This window comes from Flammeovirga pacifica (genome assembly GCF_000807855.2).
Lineage (GTDB): Bacteria > Bacteroidota > Bacteroidia > Cytophagales > Flammeovirgaceae > Flammeovirga > Flammeovirga pacifica.
Genome location: NZ_JRYR02000001.1, coordinates 1518076 through 1543145, shown reverse-complemented (window position 1 = coordinate 1543145; position 25070 = coordinate 1518076). Strand labels below are relative to the sequence as shown.

Annotated in this window: 20 protein-coding genes; 10 read left to right on the top strand and 10 right to left on the bottom strand. The window is 32.8% G+C overall.

The window, feature by feature from the left end:
• Positions 1-29: 29 nt before the first annotated feature.
• The gene (locus NH26_RS06185) at positions 30-1088 is read left to right on the top strand and encodes a hypothetical protein (protein WP_206780198.1); all 1059 of its coding nucleotides are present in this window, start codon (positions 30-32) and stop codon (positions 1086-1088) included.
• A 138-nt stretch (positions 1089-1226) separates the two neighbouring features.
• On the opposite strand, the gene NH26_RS06180 is transcribed toward NH26_RS06185, so the two are convergent.
• From NH26_RS06180 to NH26_RS06165, 4 genes are all read right to left on the bottom strand, one after another.
• A complete protein-coding gene (locus tag NH26_RS06180) occupies positions 1227-1646 on the bottom strand; it encodes a 6-pyruvoyl trahydropterin synthase family protein (protein WP_044218937.1) in 420 nt (139 codons plus the stop codon).
• A gap of 73 nt (positions 1647-1719) precedes the next feature.
• Positions 1720-3240 (bottom strand): PD40 domain-containing protein, encoded by a 1521-nt coding sequence (locus tag NH26_RS06175; RefSeq protein ID WP_052431804.1) that lies wholly within the window; start codon positions 3238-3240, stop codon positions 1720-1722.
• Positions 3241-3249: 9 nt separating this feature from the next.
• A complete protein-coding gene (locus NH26_RS06170) occupies positions 3250-4293 on the bottom strand; it encodes a tetratricopeptide repeat protein (RefSeq protein WP_044218940.1) in 1044 nt (347 codons plus the stop codon).
• Between the two features lie 104 nt (positions 4294-4397).
• Positions 4398-5573 (bottom strand): putative type IX sorting system protein PorV2, encoded by a 1176-nt coding sequence (locus tag NH26_RS06165; RefSeq protein WP_084812074.1) that lies wholly within the window; start codon positions 5571-5573, stop codon positions 4398-4400.
• Between the two features lie 220 nt (positions 5574-5793).
• Here NH26_RS06165 and NH26_RS06160 point away from each other — a divergent pair, with 220 nt between their 5' ends.
• Together NH26_RS06160 and NH26_RS06155 are read left to right on the top strand one after the other, a co-directional pair.
• Positions 5794-6285: a SixA phosphatase family protein gene (locus NH26_RS06160; protein WP_044218943.1), complete on the top strand. Its 492-nt coding sequence runs from the start codon at positions 5794-5796 to the stop codon at positions 6283-6285.
• Between the two features lie 135 nt (positions 6286-6420).
• Positions 6421-7410 (top strand): YhdH/YhfP family quinone oxidoreductase, encoded by a 990-nt coding sequence (locus NH26_RS06155; protein WP_044218945.1) that lies wholly within the window; start codon positions 6421-6423, stop codon positions 7408-7410.
• A 93-nt stretch (positions 7411-7503) separates the two neighbouring features.
• Here NH26_RS06155 and NH26_RS06150 read toward each other — a convergent pair whose 3' ends face one another.
• From NH26_RS06150 to NH26_RS06130, 5 genes are all read right to left on the bottom strand, one after another.
• Positions 7504-8583 carry a PP2C family protein-serine/threonine phosphatase gene (locus tag NH26_RS06150; protein WP_044218947.1) on the bottom strand — a complete coding sequence of 360 codons (1080 nt, stop codon included), beginning with the start codon at positions 8581-8583 and terminating at the stop codon, positions 7504-7506.
• A gap of 16 nt (positions 8584-8599) precedes the next feature.
• A complete protein-coding gene (locus NH26_RS06145) occupies positions 8600-9205 on the bottom strand; it encodes a DsrE/DsrF/DrsH-like family protein (RefSeq protein ID WP_052431806.1) in 606 nt (201 codons plus the stop codon).
• Positions 9206-9223: 18 nt separating this feature from the next.
• Entirely contained in the window at positions 9224-9460 is a 237-nt protein-coding gene (locus NH26_RS06140; RefSeq protein ID WP_044218949.1) for a sulfurtransferase TusA family protein, read from the bottom strand.
• Positions 9461-9593: 133 nt separating this feature from the next.
• The gene (locus tag NH26_RS06135) at positions 9594-11945 is read right to left on the bottom strand and encodes a S9 family peptidase (RefSeq protein WP_044218952.1); all 2352 of its coding nucleotides are present in this window, start codon (positions 11943-11945) and stop codon (positions 9594-9596) included.
• A 13-nt stretch (positions 11946-11958) separates the two neighbouring features.
• Positions 11959-12534, bottom strand: coding sequence for a hypothetical protein (locus NH26_RS06130; RefSeq protein WP_044218954.1), 576 nt, complete (start codon positions 12532-12534; stop codon positions 11959-11961).
• Positions 12535-12610: 76 nt separating this feature from the next.
• On the opposite strand from NH26_RS06130, the gene NH26_RS06125 reads away from it, so the two are divergent.
• The 5 genes from NH26_RS06125 (at position 12611) to NH26_RS06105 (ending at position 19300) form a co-directional block, all read left to right on the top strand.
• Positions 12611-14269 carry a glycoside hydrolase family 10 protein gene (locus NH26_RS06125; protein ID WP_052431807.1) on the top strand — a complete coding sequence of 553 codons (1659 nt, stop codon included), beginning with the start codon at positions 12611-12613 and terminating at the stop codon, positions 14267-14269.
• A gap of 93 nt (positions 14270-14362) precedes the next feature.
• Positions 14363-14923: a DUF1269 domain-containing protein gene (locus NH26_RS06120; protein ID WP_044218956.1), complete on the top strand. Its 561-nt coding sequence runs from the start codon at positions 14363-14365 to the stop codon at positions 14921-14923.
• Positions 14924-15120: 197 nt separating this feature from the next.
• Entirely contained in the window at positions 15121-15933 is an 813-nt protein-coding gene (locus tag NH26_RS06115; RefSeq protein WP_044218959.1) for a 2,3,4,5-tetrahydropyridine-2,6-dicarboxylate N-succinyltransferase, read from the top strand.
• Between the two features lie 296 nt (positions 15934-16229).
• Entirely contained in the window at positions 16230-16808 is a 579-nt protein-coding gene (locus tag NH26_RS06110; protein ID WP_044219474.1) for a DUF3109 family protein, read from the top strand.
• 56 nt (positions 16809-16864) lie between these two features.
• A complete protein-coding gene (locus NH26_RS06105) occupies positions 16865-19300 on the top strand; it encodes an endonuclease MutS2 (RefSeq protein ID WP_242427301.1) in 2436 nt (811 codons plus the stop codon).
• Between the two features lie 288 nt (positions 19301-19588).
• Here the strand turns inward: NH26_RS06105 and NH26_RS06100 are convergent, their stop codons facing one another.
• The gene (locus NH26_RS06100) at positions 19589-21265 is read right to left on the bottom strand and encodes an alanine/glycine:cation symporter family protein (RefSeq protein ID WP_044218964.1); all 1677 of its coding nucleotides are present in this window, start codon (positions 21263-21265) and stop codon (positions 19589-19591) included.
• Positions 21266-21727: 462 nt separating this feature from the next.
• On the opposite strand from NH26_RS06100, the gene thrS reads away from it, so the two are divergent.
• Both thrS and lhgO read left to right on the top strand, forming a co-directional pair.
• Entirely contained in the window at positions 21728-23653 is a 1926-nt protein-coding gene (gene thrS / locus NH26_RS06095) for a threonine--tRNA ligase (protein WP_044218967.1), read from the top strand.
• 80 nt (positions 23654-23733) lie between these two features.
• Positions 23734-24939, top strand: coding sequence for an L-2-hydroxyglutarate oxidase (gene lhgO / locus NH26_RS06090; RefSeq protein WP_044218969.1), 1206 nt, complete (start codon positions 23734-23736; stop codon positions 24937-24939).
• The last annotated feature ends 131 nt before the right edge of the window (positions 24940-25070 follow it).

Here is a 25070-nt window from a genome sequence, read left to right as displayed (position 1 = left end):
CTTATCAAGAAATAGGTGTTTAAACTATGATGAAAATAAACTTCATTTTACTCTTTTTATTTCAACCCTTTTTATTTTTTCAGTCTCCTTCTTCTTTTCAAGTGGAAGCATCCCATCCTGGGTTGAAAGAAAATCCTCAGCATTTGACTATAAATATTTCTGAGGACAATAAATATACAACTAATGTAGAATCAGTTATCTGTTTTACAAACCAATGTAAAATCATTACAGTTACTTTAGAGTGGGATCAGTTTGGTGATTTTTCAGCATTGATTATTCCTAAAGGACAAGCTCTTGAAAAATATGTTGATGGTAAAGCATTGGACTTTGATCAAGAAGATTATCAGAAATTAAATCAAATAATAAGAGATCCATTTTCTATTTTAGATGGTCTTACTTATAACGATTTACAACTTGATGAAGAAGAAGGATTGGACGGATATTCTGGAGCAACAAAAGCATTTATCACAGAGAAAGATGTAGTAGTAGGGGCCACGTTGTCTTGTTTTACATTATGGCATTGGGTGAACAGTAGAGAAATAAAATCGGCTATCAGACAGCAATCTTTATCGCATTTACAAAAAGAAGAAATTGAAACATTGATGAATGTAGATGAAGAAAGAGTAATTAGTTATCTTCTTGAATACTTCATTTCCAATCCAAAAGAACTAGAGGCGAATTGGGTCTACTTTCTAGGAAAAGCCAATGATCTTTATGCTTCCGAAATCAAAGAATTACTTCAAATAAGTGATGAAGAACAGCAACTACAATTGCTTTCTATGACCTTTAAAAAACAATCCAGACAATTGATGATCGGTCATATATTGGAAAACCCATCATTTCAAGAGCAGCTATTAGAGGAGCTGAATTATGGAGATTATCAAGAGGTGAATATGTTAACTACACATTTATCAGAAAACCATTTGATTAACGATGCTATCATCACCAAATTACTTCCTCTATTGGATGCTGAAGATATATTAATTAGTCGAAATGTTTATTGGTATTTAAGTGATTTTCAATTATCAAAAGAAAATGAAAAACGCATAAATAAATTTCAACGCAAGAAGAAAAAATATTTACAATAAAGATTTATTGATTATATACTAATAATCATCTATAAATAGAAAAGGCTCAATAAGTAATTATTGAGCCTTTTCTATTTGTATTGTATCCTGAATAACTATTTATATTCAGAATATCTAATAGTTCATCACTACAGAGGATTATTCTCCATAATACTGAACAAAGTTTTTCCTAGTTTCATGAAGTTCGATGCAGTGTAATTCTGCATTAGGAGCAAACTCTTTTACTTTAGGTGCAAGAATTTTCCAGAATTCCATAGCTAAAGTTTCACAACTAGTCATCTTACCTTCAAGAAAATCAACATCCATGTTCAAGTTTTTATGATCCACTTTGTTGATAATATGTTCTTGAGTGATACGACCTAAGTCTTTCATATTCATTACATAACCTGTATCAGGATCTGGATTTCCTTTTACTGTAATGACCATCTCGAAATTATGTCCATGCCAATTTTCATTTGCACAAGGACCAAAAAAAGCTTCATTTTGCTCTTTTGACCATTTCGGATTATATAATTTATGAGCTGCGTTAAAAAACTCTCTTCTGTTTATATAAATCATATTTCTTCAAATTTGAGATGCAAAAATAACAACTTAGACATTACGTGCTACTTTTCAGTTAAATTTATTGACGTTATTCTACTTGATTCACAGAATCTTTAGTTGTTAAACTAGCGTGAAAGAAAAGTGTTTTGAGAAGATCAGTGGTTGCAGTCAATGTATTTTTCTTAATATCCATCAAAGGATCATGATGAGTTTTTGCTCTTTCTAAATGTACAGAGTCTTTATCTAGATACAAGTAAGATATATCTCTACGTGCTATTGATAACGGTTTTTCATCATCTAATATCGATATTCTGTAGATGTCTTTTTCTCCATACCCGCCTTTTCTTGCAGAAGAATAATAGGCGTGACGACCATTAGTTCGGATCATAAAATAAACATCATCAAAAGGAGAATTGATAGGTATACCTAAATTTTCAGCTTTTGACCAATTTCCTTGAAAATCTTTTGTTGATTTAAAAATATCATAACCTCCCATAGAATCATGTCCTCTTGAGGCAAAGTAAAGTGTATTTCCATCCATGGATAGAGCCACCCCTTCTTCATCATATTTGGTGTTTATTTCAGGACCTATATTGATAGGTTTACCCCACTTTCCTTTTGCATTTTTGATAGACATGAAAATATCCAGTCCACCAAGAGATAGATATTCATTATTACTCACAAAATATAAAGTATCCATTGTAGTATTTATACAAGCAGACGTTTCTACAAAAATACTATTGATATTCTTAGAAAGTTTTTTGGGTTTATTCCAGCCTTCAGATTCCATTGAGGAAGAAAGTAAATCTCCATTACCATATAATATCATTTCAGAACCATCCATGCTAATGGATACTGTCGCTGAATGATCATCATTATTTACGGGATAAGGTAATGGTACAGGTTCATTCCAATTGATAAAATCTTTTCGCTGACTGTAATAGATGTTTTCTGATAAATGGTCACGAATATCTGGGTTGTCGTTTCTAAATTCGTGTCTTCTACTTGTAAAATAAAGTCTATTTTCAACAGCATCTACTAACGGACAGAAGTCAGCATATTTAGAATTAACTGATGGTCCTAGATTTTTAATAATGATATGATTATTGAAGTTTTTATAGAACTTACTACCATTGATACATTCATAAATACGTTTTTCAATAGTAGAGATAAAGCTTGTGTCTGCTTGGATGTAACTTAGTTCGTAATAATGAATTGCACTATCAAATTCTTCATTAAAATGAAAGGAGCTACCCATGTTATAATAATCATCACTTTTTAAAGAATCTTGATGATTTTGAATTACTTTTTTTAAATAAGGTAAGCTTAGGGTTTTATCTTCTGTGACAGATTTAAGATAGCAATCGCCAATTTTTTTATTTAAACTATAGTTATCTGATAAGAAATCGTAGGCACCTTCATAATACTTTAAAGCTTCATCAGGTTGTTCAAAATTATAGAAAAGACTATCACCTAAACCAATTAATTGCCAGACAAACCCAAACTCATCTTCACTTAAGGTGATATTCTGAGTATCGGGATCTTCTTGAGCGAATATGTGATTTGATCCTATAAATAGAGAAAATAGTATGATAAGTAATCTCTTCATAAAATAATTTTATTGACAAGTTTCTTGTGCGTACTCTAGTCCAGTTAGTAACCCCAATTCAGCAGCCTTATGCCAATCAGAACAAGCACCGGCATCATCGTGAAGTCTTTCTTTAATATTACCTCTAGTAATATAGGCCATGGCAAAAAATGGATAATGTTGAATGACATTGTTTATATCTTCAAGTCCATCCTTTGGTCTGCCTGTCAGATATTTTGTAATGGCTAGATTATTTAAAGCTTCTTTATTAAGGTGAAGGTCCTTATTAAGTGCGGTTGTAAAATCATTCTCAGCTTCATAATAATCTTCAAATTGAAGATATATCAGTCCTCTATTGTTATATGCTTCCACAAAACAACTATCGTAAAAAATAGCCTTGTTGTAATCATCAAAGGCTTTTGCAGCATCTTTTAGATTTTCAAAAATGATACCTCTATGATTGTAGGAAACAGACATTTTAGGATCAATTATGATAGCCCTAGTAAAGCAGTCTTTGGCCTTGTTTAATTCTTTATTTTTATAGTATAAAGTACCCATATCATGCCATATAATAGGGTCGTTTGGTTGTATGATAGAAATCTGATCTAAAGACTCTAAAGTGAGAGATCTAGCGCCTATATGATAATAAGACTGTGCTTTTTTCCAGAGAGCATCCACATGATTTGGTTGTATGCTAATTGCACTATCAAAATCTGTGATGGCATTGAGAAAGTCATTTTCCAAAAAATAGGTGATGCCTCTACGGTAATAAATTTCAACTTTATTACTATGATTAAAATTTAGTGCTTGCGTAAAATCATTTTGAGCACTATGATAAGCGCCTAATTCTGTTTTTATTATAGCTCTTCTAAATAAAGCATCTTTATTCTTAGCATTCTTTTTAAGTAAACTATTACATTCATAAAGAGCTCTTAAAGGGTCTCCTGAATGAAAGGTGACAGTGTTTTTCGGTGCTGTATAATGATTATCTGTTTGACCAAAAGAAAAGAAAGATAAAAATAGAAAGATAAAACAAGAGAGCTGAATAAGTAAAGATCTTTTGTTTAAGTTCATTAAAGTTAAAAAGTATAACGTGTAAGTAAGAGTAATTACCAATGATATTAAAATAAAGTAAAAATTCCAATTAATCGTTTGATAAGTAGGCGATTGAAGTGAGGTTAGTAATACTTTTCAGTTTTTGGAGCATTTGAAGCTCTTTTTAGAGTGCGCCCAAAATCAACTTTTAAACTAAAAATATGAGAATATAGAGATACTGTAGATATGTCTCCAATGTTTGTTAGTGCATAATCAAGTACAAACCCTTTAAAGGCAAAACCAGCTCCAAAGCTAGGTAGGAATTCTAATTTTTCATTACCACTAAATTCTTTAATGTACTGAAATTGTGAAACACCACCTCTCAAGAAAATCATCTTTTTATAATGGAATTCAACTCCCATTCTTGGATCAATACTTAAAAGATCTGTTTTAAGAACGGTATTTCTTTTGCCATCAAAAGTGACATCAGCTCCAAAAGAAACTAAAGCACCTATTAATTCTTCAGCATCTTCTTGTTGACTTGCTTTCCAAATAGAAAAGTTTCTAGCGCCACCAACAATTAATCGAGGAGCGGCTACCTCAATAGAGTTTTCAGGAATGGTATTGCCAGTTTGTTTGAATATGTCGTAAAATGTGGCAGGGTTATAAGCCCAGACGTTATAGGTACCTGTAATGTCTTTAGCAGTTACACCTACTTGCCAAGCACCTTTTTTCCATTGTAAACCCATATCTAATCCAAATCCCCAAGCATTTGCAAACTGACCAGCATGTCTATAGATCACTTTAGCGTTTGCTCCAAATTGAAGGTTGGGTAATTTAGGAAATTGTCTTGCGTAAGAAAATAAGAAAGCATAATCTGCTGAAGAAAAACTTTGTACATTATCCCAATTGATTGACCCATCAGGGTCGAATAAATATCGCGTATCAGGTATGTCATCTACACCAAAACGTATCATTGAGATTCCTAATGCAGAATGGTTGTCAATCTTAGTAGCAAAACCCGCAAAATCATATTTTGCAATACCCGCAAAATATTCAGCATGCATTAGGGATAAAGAAAATCTATCTTCTAAATTAAGTAGTCCAGCAGGGTTCCAATAGCCAGCTGTTGCATCATTTACAGTTTCTGTTTGTGCATTACCCATAGCTAACCCTCTTGCACCAACACCAATAGCTAAATATTCATTGACATATTTAGGAGCATTGATTTGTGCTTCAACGGTGAATGATAAAGTCGAGAATAGAATGAATATTAAGGACTTAAAATATGAATAGCGGCAGAAAAAAGATGAATACATTTATAAAATGGGTCTGTTCAACAGATGATCAACAATAGGTACACTTTAACACATCATAAATGAAAAGAAAAAGCCAAATTGATTTGGTATCGAAAGTCATTTATGATGTATGATCTTAATATACCTAAATTTAGTGATAATATATCAAATATAAAGTTTGATGATTTTTAAATTAACAAAATCCCTTATTAATTTTACCTATTATCATTAAAATGAGACTTTGAAAAGGTTAATATTCATGCGTCATGCAAAATCGTGTTGGGATGATCCCGATATATCAGATTTTGATAGACCATTAAATAAAAGAGGAAAAAGAGACCTCGATAGAATGTCATCAGAAATATTAAAGCAGCAAATTGTACCTGATGTTATTTTTAGTTCTCCATCTGTAAGAACTAAAATTACTGCAACAAAAATGTCTGAAACTTTAGATGTTCCTTTACATTTTAATAAAGATCTTTATCATATTCTTGATGATGAGCTTTTGGGTGAAATTCGATTGCTCGATAATTCTTTAAATACAGTGATGTTTGTAATACATAATCCTGGTATTACAGATATTCGAAATCATTTTTTGGAAGATTATTTAGAAAATGTACCTACATGTGGTTGTGTAGCTTTGTCTTTTGAAGAAGCAAATGATTGGTCTGAGCTATCTGAGGCGACAGAACTTTTTTTCGAGTATCCAAAATTATATTTTAGTAAGAAATAGGACAAATTTACTAACATTAAGAAGAATACTAAGCCATTTTTTTTTTGTCATCGTTAATACAGTTTGTAGATAGTAAATGTGAACCTTATTGTTTAAATTAAGTCTACATAATAACTTCATAAATTATAATTAAAAATGACAAATTTTAGAGCATTCGTTACAGAGAAGATTGGTGATAAAGAATATACACAATCTATTGCAACGAAAACGATAAATGATTTACCAGAAGGTGATGTATTGGTAAAAGTTGCCTATTCTTCTTTAAATTATAAAGATGCATTATCAGCTCTAGGGAAACCCGGTGTGACAAAAAACTATCCTCACACACCAGGTATTGATGCTTCAGGTGTAGTTGTATCATCGAAAGATGATAATTTCAAAGAAGGTGATGAAGTAATTGTAACTAGTTATGATTTAGGTATGAATACTTGGGGAGGATACTCTGAGTATATTCAAGTACCTGCAGGATGGGTAGTTCCAATGCCCAAAGGTCTTACCGTAAAAACGGCTATGGAAGTAGGTACAGCAGGTCTTACTGCAGCTATGAGTATCTATAAGCTTACAAACCAAGTTAAACCAGAAGATGGTGATATATTAGTAACCGGTGCCACAGGTGGTGTAGGTTCTTATGCAGTTGCAATGCTATCAAAAATGGGATATAGTGTTGTCGCTGTTTCTGGAAAAGAAGAAAAAATCCCTTACTTAAAAGGAATTGGAGCATCAAATGTTGTTTCAAGAGATCAATTCTTAGAAGGAAATCAAAGACCTTTATTAAAACCACTTTATGCTGGAGCTATCGATACAGTTGGTGGAGATTATTTAGCTACTGCAATTAAAGCAACATTGCCTTTAGGTGTTGTGACTTGTTGTGGAAATGCAGCATCATTTGATTTACCATTAAATGTATTCCCATTTATCTTAAGAGGAGTGAGCCTTATTGGTATTGATTCTCAAAACTTCCCTTACGAAGAAAGAGTGAAAGTTTGGAATAATATTGCAACATCATGGTTACCAGAAACTGGAGATATTACAGAAGAGGTGACTTTAGATGGTTTGTTAGAAAAAATAAATCAAATTATTAGAGGTGGGATTAGCGGCCGTGTACTTGTAAAAGTAGGTGAATAATCTTATTATTTGATATTAAAAAGGCGATTTCATTATTTATGAAATCGCCTTTTTTTATGTTCTCAACCTTAATTGAAATATAAGGATATTATGTTATAATTCGATACCCATAAGTACCATGTCGTCTAGTTGTGCTTCATCAACCATCCATTCAGTATAGAACTTTTCTATAGATATACTTTGTTGAAATAACTCTTCATTTTGTATAGAGGTAATTAATTCTTTGAAGTTTTTATTACCTAATTTTTTATTTTTAGGTCCACCAAATTGATCAGTTAATCCATCTGAAAATAAGTAATAGCGATCCTTAGGTTTAATATCAAATACATGATTGATAAATCTTTTATTGCCATCACTAAAATCTCCAACTGTATATCTACAGCCCTTAATAATTTGAGGAATTTTATCTTCACTCACCTTTATGAATGATCTTTTGGCACTACTTATTGTAATGGTATTTTCTGAACGATCTCTAACTAGAACGGTCATATCAATACTATCACGAGTGCAATCAATATCTTTTTGTTTTAAGAGTTCATTAATCAATTGATTTAATTGTGATAATATTTCAGAGGGGTTTGTAATTCCTAAAACATTAACCACTCTTTCTATTAAGGAAATACCAATTAATGTCATGAAGGCACCTGGCACACCATGTCCTGTACAGTCACCAACAATAAGAATATCATAATTTCCTTGTTTATTTACCCAGTAGAAATCACCTCCTACTAAATCTTTCGGAATAAAATGTTTGAAATAATTATTAAAAACACTTTTTATTTTCTGAGAAGAAGGGAAAATACTTTTTTGAATATTTTGAGCATAATGAATACTACTTAGTATTCTATTGTGTGCTTTTTTTATTATATCTGCTTGAATTTGTTGTTTATGAAGATTTTCATTTAATGTTTGAGCAATATTTAATTGTTCATTTATAAGAGAAAGTTCTTCAAGTTGTTCATTCAATTCTTCATTTTGTTGTAAGATCTCATTTTTTTGATCCACAATTTTCTCTTGAGCATCTTCTAAATTCATGTAAAGTTCAGCAACTCTTACATTGGCATCAGCAAGTGCTCTCTCACTTTTTTCAAGAGCGGCAATTTTTTCCTCTTTTTCTTTATTAAGGAGTTCTAATTCTTCAATTCTTTTATTTAAATCGTTAAGATTTTTCATTAGGATAAACGATATTCTAAAAAGTTAAAGTAACACCAGATTCAGAAGCCTCTTCGATATATAAAGCCACTCCACCATATTCAACACCATCTCGAATTTCATCCGTTGTGATGCCCATCATACCCATTGTCATCTGACAAGCAATAAGTTTTGACCCCATTTCTATAGATAAATCCATAAGGTCTGGCAGAGTTTCGATATTGTTTTCCTGCATCATACTCTTCATCATACCAGTACCTATTCCCATCATATTTAAACGTGAAATAGTTGTGGTTTTTGGATGGCTAGGCAACATCATAGTAATCATTTTTTCTTTGATGTTTTTTCCTGAATAAATGCTCTTCTCTTTTAAGGCATTGATGCCCCATAGGGTGAAAAATAAGGTAACTTCCATTCCAAAACTAGCAGCACCATTAGCAATGATAAATGCAGGCATAACTTTATCTAATTCAAAACTTGTAATAAGCATAGTGATTTTATCTTTTTGCTGTATTCCTAAATTTTGAGGAAGTGATTCCTGTAATTTTTTTAATTCATCCTGAAAATGATGAGTTTTTTCATTCACTTTTTCTTCAACCAATTGGTCGATATATGCTTTAAGTTCTTGGTTTTCTAGCTGCATGAGAAATATAATTTCGGTTTATTTAGTTTTTTCTATGACTGTAGTCTTAGATTTTCCTTCTTCTACAAAAGAAATCATTTTATGCCCTGTTTTTCTAATCCAAGCTTCAACATCAGCTTTAAAAGCAGGGTCGGTAGCTACTACTTCTACTTGTTCACCTATTTCCATTGTTTTTATAGCTTTTGCAATTTTTACAATTGGCATAGGACAATTTAATGAAGAACAGTCAAGTTTCTTTAATTCAGGTGATTCCATGTTAATATAACGAATTTTAAAGCTAAAAAAATATGTGGATGTAATAAATATTACAACTCTCTACTTGATAAATAAAAGTGAATATACTTCAAAAACCAAAAAAAAGGTAGCCTTTTTTGACTACCTTTTTAGATTATAATTTATCTTGGAAGAGTTTGAATATTCGTTTATATTCATCGATCCAACTACTTGTTTCTTTAAATCCGTGGGGTTCAATAGGGTAAACGGCCATTTCCCAATTGTCTTTTTCAAGTTCAATTAATCTTTGTGATAAACGAACAACATCAGAAAATTGAACATTGTCATCAACCATACCATGAAGAATTAATAAATCTCCTTTTAGACCCTCAGCAAAATAAATTGGAGAACTTTTTTTGTATGCATTGGGATCTAATGCAGGCGTGTTTAAGATATTTGAAGTGTAGGGGTGGTTGTAATGTGCCCAATCAGTCACTGAACGAATTGCAGCACCTGCCTTAAATACATCACCTTCATTAAACATTGCCATTAACGTAATAAAACCTCCGTACGAGCCTCCATAAATACCAATTTTATTAGCATCAATACCATGTGTATCTATCAAGTATTTAGCTCCGTCTACATGATCCGATAAATCTTTACCACCCATATGACGATAGATGCCTGTTCTCCAATCTCGCCCGTATCCGGCAGAAGCTCGATAATCAATATCTAAAACAGTATATCCATTATCTACTAACATGTTATGAAACATATACTCTCGGTGATACGCACTCCACCATTTATGCACATTTTGAAGATAACCTGCGCCATGTACAAAAATCACAGCTTTATGTTGATCTTTTTCAGTAGAAGGTTTATAAATTCGAGCATGTACATTTTGACCATCTTCTGCTTTAAATGTAATGATTTCAGGATCTCTCCATGAGTAATTATCGAAAGCCTCCGAAGTTGATTTTGTGATTTGTATACTCTCAGCACCTGTTTTGTTTTGTTGAAGATAGATTTCCCAAGGTTTATTAGAATAAGAATATCGATCTACAATAAATTTCTCATTAGGTGATAACAATGTTTCGTGTTTTCCTACTTCTGTAGTTATTTTCAGCATCTCGCCGCCTTCAATAGCTACTTTATACAAATGTTGTTCTGCAGGTCTTTCTTTATTGGATGTTAGATAAAAATGTGATTTATCTTTTGATACTTCAGTAGTATATACTTCGAAATTACCTTTAGTAATTTGCTTTGTCTCTTTTGAAGAAACATTATATGTATACACATGAGAATATCCAGTTTTTTCTGATTGATACCAAAGTGTACTCTCATTTACCCATCCAATAGGAGCAACCCAGAAATTCCAACCACTAATACCAGGTCCTCCGATCCAAGCTTCATCATGTTGATGATCAATAGTTGTAGTCGTGCCATCATTTAGGTTTAATAGAGCTATCCAACGATCTTTATTATCATATGATCTGATATCTACAACGGCATGACCTGTGTTAGGAGAAAAGTGTGGAGGATGCATGACTACATCTTTTTTGTAGTTGGCATCTTTTCGGTCATAATCTTTATAAAATGATGGTAAAGTAGAAAGGCCATCAAGAGATGATAAATCTATTTTGATAACTGTATCTTCTTCAACATTATAAATATAATTAGAGTAAGTATCTTCTGGACTTCCCACTTTTGATCTGGCATTTTGCATTTTCACATAACCTGTGCCTTCTACCCAAACCGGCATCTCTGTCTTATAATTACCAGCAGACTTTCCTAAAGAGTAAACTACAAAATTTGCATCCTTACTTATCTTAATATCAGATAAATATTGATTGCCCATATAAATTTCTGATGGAGTTGAAGGTTTTAAAGCTTTATTGTGCGCTTTCTTTTCTTCAGATCTAGATTTTCTATTTTGAACAATTTCAAAAAGCTCTAATTGTTGTTCTTTAAGAAATTGATCTTGATTACTATCTATTTTCGCTTTTTGGGCAGTACCCGATTTGAAATTAGTAATTTGTTGTATCAATCCAGTACTCAAATTGATAATGAGAATATTATTACCACGTCTAAATGATATTTGATGACTCTCATTTAAAAATTGAGGAGATCTATCCCTATCAAGGGTATTTGTCAGTTGCTTAATAGCTCCTTTTTTAACATCAAAAAGATAAATATTTCCATTTTTTGAATAGGTGGAGAGTGTTCTTTGTTTATTCCAAACAGCTTTAGAAGAAGGAAGGTTTTTTTGCTCCTCTGCATCCACTATTTCGTGTTTTCTTGTTTTAACGTCTACTTTATATAACTGATCAAATGATTTGTCCTCTTTGTTCCAATAAAAATAAACTGTTTTACTGTCTTTTGACCAAAATGGGCTGTGAGGTGTTTGTCCAACAAAATGTTCACCACCCATTATGTCCTCTAATTGTAATGGACTTTGATTGTTTTGAGCAATTGAAAAAATGGGGAGGCATAATAATGCCATAAAAATATAAAAAAAGGTCTTCATGTATGTGTTAGAATTAGTGATTTGTTAAACCATAAATGGCGTTTACTTGGAATCTCAGTGTGTCAGTACGAACGAGTGCTCTTAGGTGGAAATCTGTTTTGATGATGACCGTATCTGATCGGAATAGGGCTCCTAAATCATCATTATTTACATTATTGATACGAGCGTCCTCAAGTTTAGGAGTAGAATTGGCTGGTATTTCATATAAATAACCTACCTCTATGTCTCTACTTAAGTTAGAAAAGAAAATCTTCACAGAGTCGATAGTATATAAAGTAGAATCTGTTGGATATACAGACTGAATTTGAATTCTATTAATACTACCTTTACTTATTTGATTGATATCAATGAAATTCTTTTGAACAACACTATCTCTTGTATTATAATAATTAACAGTGTTTCCTTCGACCCATTCACCGGCAGGGTCAAGCTCATAAATTTCCATTTGGGATTGTAACTCTAAATTTTTTAAAGTCAAGTGTTTCATTTCACTATCAAGACCAAAAAAATCACAACTTACTAATAAGGTAAGTGGTAAAAAAAATAATATCTTGAAGTATTTTGATTTTTCTATAAAGAATTGATTCATTATCGTAATTTTGTGAAAGACAAATTTATGAAATATATTTTTTTCCACTAGTTAATTGGCATAACTCTCTAGCATAATGAGGATATTTTTTAATTTAACGCTTTTTGTTCTCCTTATTACTCAACTCCAATTATTTGCTCAGAATTCATTACCTAAAAGAGAGTTCAGAGGAGTATGGGTTGCTACGCTTAATGCTATTGATTGGCCATTTAGTGAAAAAGACTCTGCAGAACAGCAAAGAAGAGACTTTATTTCTTTATTAAACTTTCATCAAAACAGAGGGGCGAACGCTGTAATTGTTCAAGTTAGATCAAGTGCAGATGTAATTTATCCTAGTAATATAGAGCCTTGGGCGCTAAGTATTAGCGGACAGCAGGGGAGTCCTCCGAAACCATTTTATGATCCACTTGATTTTATGATCAAAGAAACTCATAAAAGAGGAATGGAATTTCATGCTTGGGTTAATCCATTTAGAGCGGTGACAAATTCTCAATATGTAAAAGTTTGTGAGGATCATATTTCTAAAACTCACCCTGAGTGGATTATGGACTATAAAACACTAAAGATTCTAAATCCTGGAATACCAGAGGTGCATCAATATGTGTATTCAGTTATCGACGAGTTAATTTCAAATTATGATATTGATGCCCTACATTTTGATGACTATTTTTATCCTTATCCCGATCATGGAGAAATAAAATCTGATCGATCTACGTGGAAAAAATACAGAGTAGGTAATGAAAGTATCCGAGATTGGAGAAGAAGCAATATAAATTCTTTTGTAGAAGGGGTACATCAATTAATAATGGAAAAAAAGCCATCATTAAAATTTGGTGTTAGTCCATTTGGTGTATGGAGAAATGAAAAAGAGGATATCGATGGTTCTCCAACAAGATCTGGATATACATCTTATGACCATTTATATGCTGATGTTCGATTTTGGTTAATTAATGGTTGGGTAGATTATGTTGCTCCTCAATTGTATCAATCTACACAGCATAGAACAATTCCTTTTACCCCAACTTTAGAATGGTGGTCTGAAAATACATTTGGAAAACATCTTTATGCAGGACATGCAGTTTACAGAGTAGATAGATCTCTTGAAAGAGGTTGGGGAGATAAGAAAGAGATGCCATCACAGTTAATCACTGCCAGGAATATGAAGGGAGTAGATGGAAGTATCTTATATAATTCAACTTCGGTTTGGAATAATCAAGGAGGGATTGCAGATTCTTTAAAATCAATTTATCGCACACCTGCATTAATGCCTAGAATGCCTTGGATTGATGGAGTAGCACCTCATAGTCCAAGTAATGTAAAAATTATGGCATCTAATCAGGGGGTTGAAATAAAATGGGAAATGCCTCAAAAAGCAGAAGATGGAGATTACCCTAAATATTTCGTGATTTATTCAACTGTACGTGGGAAACTGCCTAACATTGAAGATCCATCACAGATCTTAAAAATTGTACCTAATAATTGTTTTGAATTTATAGATAAGAGAACTTCTAGATTAGAAGATTATACTTATTTAATCACTTCTTTAGATCAATTGCAAAACGAAAGTGAAGCTGTTTTACCTCAATATCCAACATTTCAAAATATCATATTACCACAACCTTACACGGAAAATGTAGTAATAGATTTAAATAATTCGGCATTAAAAGCATCTTGGGTCATCATCAATAAGTTAATTGATAATGAGGAATTTACAATGACTAAAGAATTCGATTAGATGACGGTCGTCATCAAAAACTTATATTAAAATAGTGATATTAGAAGTGTAATATTAACGTATAAGTCACAATTATCTAAAAAATCTACTATTATGAGTTCTAATAAAAAATTAATCGTTGCCGTCTATAATGATGTACAAAAAGCAGAACAAGAATTTGATATTCTTTTTGGAAAAGAAAAGAATGATGAGCTTGATTTGAATGCTTACACCGTAATCACAAAAAAAGAAAATGGAAAAACTGAATTACACAATACCGAAGGGCGAGATGCTTTTTGGGGTGCTGTAATTGGAGGTTTAGTAATGTTATTGATCGGCCCTTTTGGTGCCATTTATGGAGCTGCCATCTTCACAGCTGAAGTACTCGCTGGTTCTGTTGCTGCAAGTATGGGGGTTGGTGCATTAGCAGGTTGGCTAAAAAGTGATGCATTAGATATTCCAATTGATTTATTAAAAGATATCAAAAATTCTTTACAGCCTGGAACAAGTGCAATTGTTGCTGTTGCTGAAGATGATTGGGTAGACGAAGTGGAAGGTATCTTAAAGCCAAATTCTGAAATGATGCACGAATATCAATTTAATGGATCAGTAGTGGAACAATTTGAAAAAGATTGGGAGGAGCATCAAGGCAAATCAAAAGAAGTTTCTGAATAATTAAAACATTCAATATAATAAATAAAAATGCTAACCTTAGGGTTGGCATTTTTTTTGTTATAAATATAACGGATAGTGTTGTATTATGTTTATTTTTTAGCGTTCAATAGAAACATCAAATTGAATTTGTATTTTTGCATCTCAAATTAAAGGCTCCGGCTTTTATAATCTCAAACATTAAGTTTTCATTTTCGGAAATGTCAAGACAACAACTAATCGAAGCTGCATGGGATGACCGTGCCTTATTACAACAACAAGAATATATTGATGCTGTTAAAGCAACAGTTGAAGAATTAGATCAAGGTACATTGAGATGTGCTGAGCCTGTTGCAGATGGATGGCAGGTGAACGAGTGGGTAAAGAAAGCAGTGATTATGTTCTTCCCATTGGCTGAAATGGAAACAATCAAAGTTGGACCTTTTGAATTCCACGATAAAATTCCTTTAAAGAGCAATTATGCAGAAAAAGGTGTTCGTGTAGTTCCTCATGCTATTGCTCGTTATGGTTCATTTGTGAACAAAGGAGTAATCATGATGCCTTCTTATGTAAACATCGGTGCTTATGTTGATTCGGGTACTATGGTAGATACTTGGGCAACTGTAGGTAGTTGTGCACAAATTGGTAAAGATGTTCACCTTTCAGGTGGTGTTGGTGTTGGTGGTGTATTAGAGCCAGTACAAGCAGCTCCTGTAATTATTGAAGATGGTGCTTTTGTTGGATCAAGATGTATCTTGGTAGAAGGTGTTCACATTGGTAAAGAAGCGGTATTAGGTGCAAATGTTACTTTAACTGCTTCATCAAAAATTATTGATGTAACAGGTGACGAACCAGTAGAATATAAAGGTTATGTACCTCCAAGATCAGTAGTGATTCCTGGTAGCTATACAAAGAAATTCCCAGCTGGAGAATTTTCTGTAGGATGTGCTATCATCATTGGTCAAAGAAAGGAAAGTACTGATAGAAAAACATCATTAAATAATGCTTTAAGAGACAATAACGTTTCTGTATAGTATTTTTATAAGATATGAAAAGGTCGATTTATTATTTAATAAATCGACCTTTTTTATTTTTGAGAGATTTAAATTTAGCTATGGTTGAATCATCATTTTTTATGAAGATGATGATATGAATTAGAGGTAGTTGTATTTTTTATTCTAATTTTTTTGATAATTACGTCTAGTATTCTACAATTTTATTATAATTGTTTGAATTGATTTTCAAAAGTTAACTTGAATTTCGTGATTTCTTCAGATAGAAAGACGTTTTTTGTAACTTTGTGAAAAATTTATGTTTAGATAGTAATACCGTGATTGTAGTAGATAAAGTTGTTTTAAGCGACGACATGATGGAAGAAGAGTTTGTCTGTAACTTAGATAAATGTAAAGGAGCATGTTGTGTTGAAGGTGATTTAGGTGCACCTTTAAATGATGACGAACTTGAAAAGTTAGAAGAAGTATATGAAGCTGTAAAACCATATATGTCTGAAGAAGGCATTAAAGAAGTGGAAAGACAAGGGAAATACATCAAAGACTTTGAAGGTGATTACTCAACGCCAACTATCAACAACAGAGAATGTGCCTATGCAATCTATGATGATAAAAAGTATCTTCACTGTGCTATAGAAAAAGCATACTTAGATGAGAAGATCACATACAGAAAACCAATTTCTTGTTATTTGTATCCAGCTAGAATTACAAATTATGAAGCTTATGATGCAGTAAACTATGATAAATGGGAAATATGTAGTGATGCTTGTATCTTAGGTAAAGAATTAAAAGTTCCTGTATACCAATTTCTTAAAGGTCCATTGACAGCTAAATATGGAGCAGAGTGGTATGAGAAATTAGAGCAGGAGATTCAATTAATGAAAGAAAATCTAAGGTAAATTAGATTTAATAATATACACTTAGCAATGATGATGTATTAAAATGCATCATCATTTTGCGATTTAAAGAAGAGGAAAAAACAATGTTATATCCGAAAAATTTAGAAGAGAAACTCGGCTTCGATAAGCTGAGAGAAATTTTAAAGGATAAATGTAATGGAGAAGTAGGTCGTAGTTATGTTGATAAAATGCGATTTACATCTGATATAAGATTTATTACACAAAGAGCTGCTCAAGTTGACGAATGTGTCAAGATTTATCAAACAGGGGAGTCTTTTCCTCACTCTGGATATATTGATGTAGCCAATTATTTAGATAAATCGGAGATTATTAATGCTTTCTTACTAGAAGAAGAGCTATTCAATCTAAAAACTGCTTTAACTACTTTAAAAGAATGTCTACAATTCTTTAATGAATGTGATCCTACTATTTATCCTGAGTTGGTAAAAGTGAGTGAGCATGTTGAATTTAACCCTATGATCCTAAGTCAGATTGATATGATTTTGGATGACAAAGGGAAGATTCGTGATAATGCATCTCCTGAATTAGTAAGTATACGATCTCAATTAAATAAGCAATTAAACAGTTTAAGATCTAAAACTGCTACTGTTCTTCAGACAATGAAGAAAAGTGGATATGCTAAAGATGATGCTAAACCGACCTTACGTGAAGGTAGAATTGTAGTTCCTGTTCCTGCTGAGCATAAAAGGCATGTTACAGGTTTTGTACATGATGCTTCATCAACAGGTCAAACAGTATTTATTGAACCTCAGGAGTTACTCGATCTAAATAACTCAATTAAAGATTTAGAATTAAGAGAACGTCAAGAGGTAATAAGAATCCTTACTGAAATTACTAACAAAATTAGACCTGAAGTTCTTGGTCTAAGAAAAGGAAACAATTATTTAGGTATTATTGATTTTATAAATGCAAAGGCAAAATTTGCCATGCACCAAGAATCAATTAAGCCTGTAATAGTCAATGAGCCTCTTGTAGCTTGGTATCATGTTGCTCATCCTATTCTTTTGAATTCTTTTACAGAACAAGGAAGAAAAGAAGATGTAGTAAGACAAAAAATAGAACTAGATCAAGAAAGAGGAAGAATATTGGTCATTTCTGGACCAAACGCAGGGGGTAAGTCAATTGCTATGCAAACTGTAGCTCTAGTGCAATACATGTTTCAATGTGGTATGTTGGTTCCTATGGTTGAGGGATCTAAAATGGGTATTTTTAATGACATCATGATGGATTATGGTGATGATCAGTCATTAGAAAACGACCTTTCTACTTACTCTTCTCACCTTACTAACATGAGAGCAATGTTAACCAAAGGAGGAGATAAAACATTGATGTTGATCGATGAATTTGGATCGGGTACAGAACCTGAACTGGGTGGAGTAATTGCAGAGTCGATCTTGGAAGAAATGAACAGGAAAGAAATGTGGGGAGTGATTACTACTCACTATGCTAACCTTAAATTCTATGCAGAAAAAGAGATTGGACTTCAAAATGGAGCCATGAGATATGATGTGGAGAATTTACAACCTCTTTACAAGTTAGAGCAAGGTCAGCCAGGTTCATCTTTTGCATTAGAGATTGCTCAGAAAATTGGGTTGCCTAAGAAAGTTGTCAATATTGCACGTCATAAAGCAGGACGTAAAAAGATCAACATGGAAGAGTTACTAAGAAATCTTGAACAAGAGAAAAAAGAACTCAACCAAAAAAATAAAGAAATAATAAGATTAGAGCAGAAACTGTCTTCTGCAAAAGAAAAATTTGAAAAACAATCTATTGATCTTCAGAATAAAAAACAGAAGATCATGAATAAAGCAAGAGAAGATGCTCAGAAGGTATTGGATACTGCTAATCAGAAGATTGAAAAGGCAATTAAAGAAATTCAAGAAACAAAAGCAGATAAAGAAAAGACCAAATTACTAAGACAGAATATTGAAAACTTCAAAAATTCTAATAAACCAAGTAAGAAGACTCAAGAACAACCTGAAGAGGTTTTTGAGGTGATTGGTGGAACTATTGTTGTTGGCGATGCTGTAAGAGTTAAGGGTCAAAATACAATGGGTGAGGTAGCTTCTGTTTCTCAAAGAGAGGCTGAAATACTTGTTGGTGAATTAAGAACAAAAGTAAAATTAAATCGCCTAGAAAGAATAAGTAAAAAGACTTTCAGAAAAGAAACTAGAGAAAAGCATTCGAGTATGAGTGCTGCATCTAATCTTACTCAAAAAAGAATTGATTTTAATACTCAATTAGATTTAAGAGGTAAAAGAGCTGAAGAGGTAATGTATGCTTTAGACGATTTTATGGATTCTGCAATTATGCTTGGTGAAACAGAAGTTAGAATTCTGCATGGCAAAGGAACAGGAGCACTAAGAGAGGTAGTGAGAAGTCACTTAAAATCATTTAGAGGTATAAAAAATGTAGCTGATGACCACCCAGATCGAGGTGGAGCTGGAGTTACAATAGTGACATTAAGATAAAAATAATACAAAAAAGACAGTGATTTTCAATCGCTGTCTTTTTTGTATTATATAAAGAATTTCTTACAGTATATGTATAAAATGTATATTGATGTTCTTAATTTTCATTTGTTAATAAAAAGATTATACTATATTTAATTATTCAAAAGTTGAGATTATGTCTTAACCTTTGTTTTCATAGCTGGTTGAAATCGTAAACAACTCGTTTACGTACTTTATGTTACTACATAAAGTAAAACGCCTACCTTTTTTTAAAGGTAGGCGTTTTGTTTTTCATGTGAAGACAGTTTAAATATCTGCCCCAAATTTATTTTTCATATGATCTTTGTATTCGGCTAAACTACTCTTCATGTCTTTACTGAGAATCAAAATACCAATTAAGTTCGGAATTGTCATCAAGGCAATGGTTATGCCTGACAGCGTCCAAATAATAGTTGTATCAGCAAAAGAACCAATAAAGAAGGAAGCGACATAAACACCTCTATAGTAAATCACAGATTTTGGTCCTAGAAGGAAAGTCATAGCTCTATCACCATAATATGACCAAGAAATTGCTGTTGAGAAAGCAAATAATAAAAGGCCTATTGAGACAATATATTTACCCTTTTCACCAAAATAACTTCTTTTAAAAGCCTCACTTGTTAAAGGAGAACTATGAATTAATGATTTGCCATGAATCTGAAGTTTGTCTAAAAACTTAATTTTACCTTCAGTAACATTAAGTTTTCCAGTAAACTTAGCATCCTCATAAATAATAGAAACATTTTCAGCTAATGATCTTGCATGAATAATAGATATTGGACTTAATATTTCACCATTTACTACTTCTAAGCTACCTGTATATAACGGTAATTTGTTTTCACCACTTATATGTTTAGCTAATATTTCTCTATCGTTATTTGGATTTTCCTTACTATCATCATATTGCTGACTTAATACAACTAAATCTGTTTGTTGAAATTTATTGTCTAATTTCTCTCTCCAAACATTAGATGATAATAAGGCTAGACCTGTAAGTGAACATATTATTATAGTATCTATAAATGGTTCTAATATAGCCACCATACCTTCAGATATAGGTTCTTTTGTTTTGGCAGAAGCATGTGCAATCGGAGCAGAACCCTGACCGGCTTCGTTTGAAAATAATCCTCTGTTTACACCTCTGTTAAATGCATAAGCTAAAGAAGCACCTAAGAAACCACCTGTAGCAGATGTTCCACTAAAGATATCTGACATGATGCGACTTATAGAACTTGGAATATTTTCAATATTATAGAAAATAACGGCTACACAGCCAATGAAGTAAACTACAGCCATTAAAGGAACTAGTTTCTCAGTTACTGCAGCAATTCTACTAATACCACCAAGTATTACAAATGCCAATAAAACAGCTAATATAGCTCCCGTAATATAAGTTTCAACACCAAATGTAGCATGGATAGATGAAGCTATACTGTTTACTTGAGGTAAATTACCCGTTCCAAAAGAAGAAAGAACAGTAGCAATAGCAAATAGAACGGCCAACCATTTCATGTTTAATTTATTTTTCATGAAATACATTGGTCCACCTGCCATTGTTCCGTCAGGAGTTTTTTCTCTGTATTTGTGTGATAATGATACTTCAACAAATTTTGTTGTCATACCAAAGAAAGCGGTAACAATCATCCAAAATAAAGCTGCTGGTCCACCTAAGTGAATAGCTAAAGCTACACCGGCAATATTACCGGTACCTACTGTACCAGATAGAGCTGTTGCTAAAGCTTGGAAATGTGATGTATCTCCCTCGTCATCTTTTTCATCAAATTTACCTCTAACAACATCTAGTGCGTGTCTAAAATATCGTATTTGAGGAAACTTAAGATAAATTGTAAAAAATAAGCCTGTTAGCAATAGTAGAGCAACAAACCAATTAGAACCACCGATATAACTGTCGATCAGACTTAATATCTCGTTTAATTGTTGCATTGTGTAAATAAAATGAAAGTATGTGAATAATGGCCCAAGTTAAATCTCAGGTTGTAAGTATGCGAAAATAGGAAAGAAATGACGGAATCCTAAGAATTTTATAATATGATATATATAAAATGATACTATAGCGTCATTTTTAATAAGCTTTATCATTTTGAGTGTTTGAAAAGTTTTTGTGAATTTTCAGATTTAATTGTCTTAATGAGTAAAAAGCAGATACTGATTTTTTTATTTCGTTTAAATCAAGAGTAGTTAAAATATCAATCGAATTTTAGGCTTTTATTCCAATAATTAGTGTAATGATTTTTAAACGAAACAAGATATAACACTTATTCCAATAAATAGTAAGGAAAAAAGAGGTAAAAATGTTAGCTTGCGTACCGAAATTCTCACAGCAAATTTTGTGGTCAGTTGTAGGGGCACAAATGGGAGAATGAATAATTAAAATTTTATACCACAATGATTAAAATTACATTACCGGATAATTCGGTAAGAGAGTTCGAGAGTGGAGCATCTTCTCTCGATGTAGCTAAAAGTATTAGCGAGGGCCTAGCAAGAAACGTATTAGCCGCTGAAGTAGACGGTGAAGTTTGGGATGCTACAAGACCATTAACAACGGACTCAAATGTAAAATTATTAACGTGGAATGATACGGATGGCAAGCAAACTTTTTGGCATTCATCAGCACACTTAATGGCGGAAGCATTAGAAGTATTGTACCCAGGTGTTAAATTGGGTATCGGTCCTTCAATTGAAAGCGGTTTCTATTACGATATCGATTTTGGTGATTACGAGTTTTCTTCAGAAGATCTGTCTAAAGTAGAGCAGAAAATGAAAGAACTAGCAAAAGCTAAAAACTTGTATGTTCGTAAGGATATCTCAAAAGCGGATGCAGTTTCTTATTTTGAAGAAAAAGAAGATCCATATAAATTGGATTTATTGGAAGGTTTGGCTGACGGTGAAATCACTTTCTACGAGCAAGGCGGGTTTACTGACCTTTGTAGAGGACCTCACATTCCACATACAGGCTTTATCAAAGCAATCAAATTGACATCTGTAGCAGGTGCATACTGGAGAGGAGACGAGAAAAACAAAATGTTAACTCGTATCTACGGTATCACTTTCCCGAAAGCGAAAGAGCTTACAGAGCATTTAGAAAGAGTAGAAGAAGCTAAAAAACGTGATCACCGTAAAGTAGGTCAAGAATTGGATCTATTTACTTTCTCACAAAGAGTTGGGCAGGGCTTACCATTATGGTTGCCAAAAGGAACAACACTTAGAGAGCGTTTAGAGAACTTCTTAAGAAAAGCACAACAAAAAGCAGGATACCAACAGGTAGTGACTCCTCACATTGGATCGAAAGATTTATATGTAACTTCTGGTCACTATGCTAAATATGGAGAAGATTCATTCCAACCAATCCGTACTCCTCACGAAGGTGAAGAGTATTTATTGAAACCAATGAATTGTCCTCACCACTGTGAAATCTACAGATCAAGACCTCGTTCTTACAGAGATTTACCAGTGAGATTAGCAGAATTTGGTACTGTATATAGATATGAGCAATCAGGAGAATTACACGGTCTAACAAGGGTTCGTGGTTTTACTCAAGATGATGCCCACTTATTCTGTCGTCCAGATCAAGTAAAAGAAGAATTTGGTAAAGTAATCGATTTAGTACTTCATGTATTTAAATCTTTAGGTTTTGAAGATTACTTAGCACAAATTTCTTTACGTGATAAAGAAGATAGAGCCAAGTACATTGGTAATGAATCTGATTGGGATAGAGCAGAAAAAGATATTGAAGAAGTAGCAGCTGAGAAAGGCTTGAAGACGGTAGTAGAATATGGCGAAGCTGCATTCTATGGTCCTAAACTTGACTTTATGGTAAGAGATGCTTTAGGTAGATCATGGCAGCTAGGAACAATTCAAGTAGATTATCAATTACCTCAACGTTTCGAGTTAGAATACAAAGATTCTGATAACTCAATGAAGCGTCCTGTAATGATTCACCGTGCTCCATTTGGTTCAATGGAACGTTTCATTGCGATTTTGATTGAACATACTGGTGGTAATTTCCCTCTTTGGTTAGCTCCAGAGCAATTTACATTACTTCCTGTTTCTGATAAATACAACGACTATGCATATGATGTCATGTCTAAATTAGAAGAAGCTGGGTTTACTGGTACTGTAGATGCAAGAGCAGAGAAAATTGGTAGAAAAATCCGTGATGCAGAAGTTCAGAAAACACCATACATGCTAATTGTAGGTGAGAAAGAAATGGATGGTAATGCGGTTTCTGTAAGAAAGAAAGGAGAAGGCGATATCGGAACGATGACAGTTGCTGATTTCGTTGAGCTTTTCAAGAAAGAAACAGCAGTTTAATTTAAATAAATATATAATGAGCTATCAAACTTTTTGATAGCTCATTATTAGTAAATAACAAACTAAAATAACAACAAAGTATGGTCTATGATGTAATCATTGTAGGTGCTGGTATCGTAGGTATGGCAACCGCAATGAAAATTAAACAACAGAAACCAGATCTTAAAGTACTTGTACTTGAAAAAGAGGGTGATGTAGCACAACATCAAACAGGACATAATAGTGGTGTCATTCATTCTGGATTATATTATAAACCAGGGTCTCATAAAGCACTCAACTGTATTGATGGTTATAATCAATTAATTAAATTCTGTGACGACGAGGGTGTAAATTATGACCTTTGTGGAAAGATTGTAGTAGCAACAGATAAAAAAGAATTAGCAAACTTAAATACTCTTTATGAAAGAGGAGTAGAAAATGGTTTAACTGATTTAAAAAGATTGACTGCTGCTCAAATCAAAGAATACGAGCCCTATTGTACAGGTATAGCAGGTCTTTATGTACCTCAAACAGGTATTATTGATTATACTGAAGTCACTAAAAAATATCTTGAAGTATTTACTGATAGATATAATGGTGAAATACGATTCAATAGCAAAGTAGAAGAAATTCGTTTAGGAAGTATTGGTGTTGAAGTTATTACTGGACGTGAAACATTCCGATCTAAATTGATTGTGAATTGTGCAGGTTTATACAGTGATAGAATAGCACAACTAGCATTAAAACAACTTGATGTTAGAATTATTCCTTTCCGCGGTGAGTACTACGAAATCAAGCCAAGTAAGCACTATTTAGTGAAAAACTTGATTTACCCAGTGCCAGATCCTGCATTCCCATTCTTAGGAGTTCATTTTACTAGAATGATAAACGGAGGTGTAGAGGCTGGTCCTAATGCTGTACTAGCGTATAAACGTGAAGGATATAAGAAAACCGACGTTAATATTTCTGAATTAGCTGAATCGCTAACTTGGAAAGGATTCATAAAAGTGGCATCAAAGTACTGGCCTACAGGTTTGGGTGAAGTATATAGATCTTATTCAAAAGGAGCATTTACAAAGGCTTTACAGCGTTTACTTCCTGATTTAAAACAATCAGATTTAAAAGTTGGAGGGTCTGGTGTTCGTGCGCAAGCATGTGATAAGAATGGAGGATTAATTGATGATTTCTTATTTGTGGAGGAGGATCGAATGATTAATGTGCTAAATGCACCATCTCCTGCAGCAACATCATCTTTAGCGATTGGTGATACAATTGCAGCAAAAGCAATCAAAAGGTTAGAGAAATAATATTTTTCAAGCGTATAAAGATTTTATTATTGAGAAAATTAAATTTTTTATACGCTTGAATTTCAGTCTTTAGTTATATCATTTACTTTTTTTTACACAAGAATGTTTGTAACTATAAGATCTACCCTTAC

What these genes read in the sequence shown, in the direction of transcription:
- NH26_RS06185 (WP_206780198.1), top strand. Translation starts at nt 30, where the DNA reads ATGAAAATAAACTTCATTTTACTCTTTTTATTTCAACCCTTTTTATTT.
- NH26_RS06180 (WP_044218937.1), bottom strand. Translation starts at nt 1,646, where the DNA reads ATGATTTATATAAACAGAAGAGAGTTTTTTAACGCAGCTCATAAATTA.
- NH26_RS06175 (WP_052431804.1), bottom strand. Translation starts at nt 3,240, where the DNA reads ATGAAGAGATTACTTATCATACTATTTTCTCTATTTATAGGATCAAAT.
- NH26_RS06170 (WP_044218940.1), bottom strand. Translation starts at nt 4,293, where the DNA reads ATGAACTTAAACAAAAGATCTTTACTTATTCAGCTCTCTTGTTTTATC.
- NH26_RS06165 (WP_084812074.1), bottom strand. Translation starts at nt 5,573, where the DNA reads ATGTATTCATCTTTTTTCTGCCGCTATTCATATTTTAAGTCCTTAATA.
- NH26_RS06155 (WP_044218945.1), top strand. Translation starts at nt 6,421, where the DNA reads ATGACAAATTTTAGAGCATTCGTTACAGAGAAGATTGGTGATAAAGAA.
- NH26_RS06150 (WP_044218947.1), bottom strand. Translation starts at nt 8,583, where the DNA reads ATGAAAAATCTTAACGATTTAAATAAAAGAATTGAAGAATTAGAACTC.
- NH26_RS06145 (WP_052431806.1), bottom strand. Translation starts at nt 9,205, where the DNA reads ATGCAGCTAGAAAACCAAGAACTTAAAGCATATATCGACCAATTGGTT.
- NH26_RS06140 (WP_044218949.1), bottom strand. Translation starts at nt 9,460, where the DNA reads ATGGAATCACCTGAATTAAAGAAACTTGACTGTTCTTCATTAAATTGT.
- NH26_RS06135 (WP_044218952.1), bottom strand. Translation starts at nt 11,945, where the DNA reads ATGAAGACCTTTTTTTATATTTTTATGGCATTATTATGCCTCCCCATT.
- NH26_RS06130 (WP_044218954.1), bottom strand. Translation starts at nt 12,534, where the DNA reads ATGAATCAATTCTTTATAGAAAAATCAAAATACTTCAAGATATTATTT.
- NH26_RS06125 (WP_052431807.1), top strand. Translation starts at nt 12,611, where the DNA reads ATGAGGATATTTTTTAATTTAACGCTTTTTGTTCTCCTTATTACTCAA.
- NH26_RS06120 (WP_044218956.1), top strand. Translation starts at nt 14,363, where the DNA reads ATGAGTTCTAATAAAAAATTAATCGTTGCCGTCTATAATGATGTACAA.
- NH26_RS06115 (WP_044218959.1), top strand. Translation starts at nt 15,121, where the DNA reads ATGTCAAGACAACAACTAATCGAAGCTGCATGGGATGACCGTGCCTTA.
- NH26_RS06100 (WP_044218964.1), bottom strand. Translation starts at nt 21,265, where the DNA reads ATGCAACAATTAAACGAGATATTAAGTCTGATCGACAGTTATATCGGT.
- thrS (WP_044218967.1), top strand. Translation starts at nt 21,728, where the DNA reads ATGATTAAAATTACATTACCGGATAATTCGGTAAGAGAGTTCGAGAGT.
- lhgO (WP_044218969.1), top strand. Translation starts at nt 23,734, where the DNA reads ATGGTCTATGATGTAATCATTGTAGGTGCTGGTATCGTAGGTATGGCA.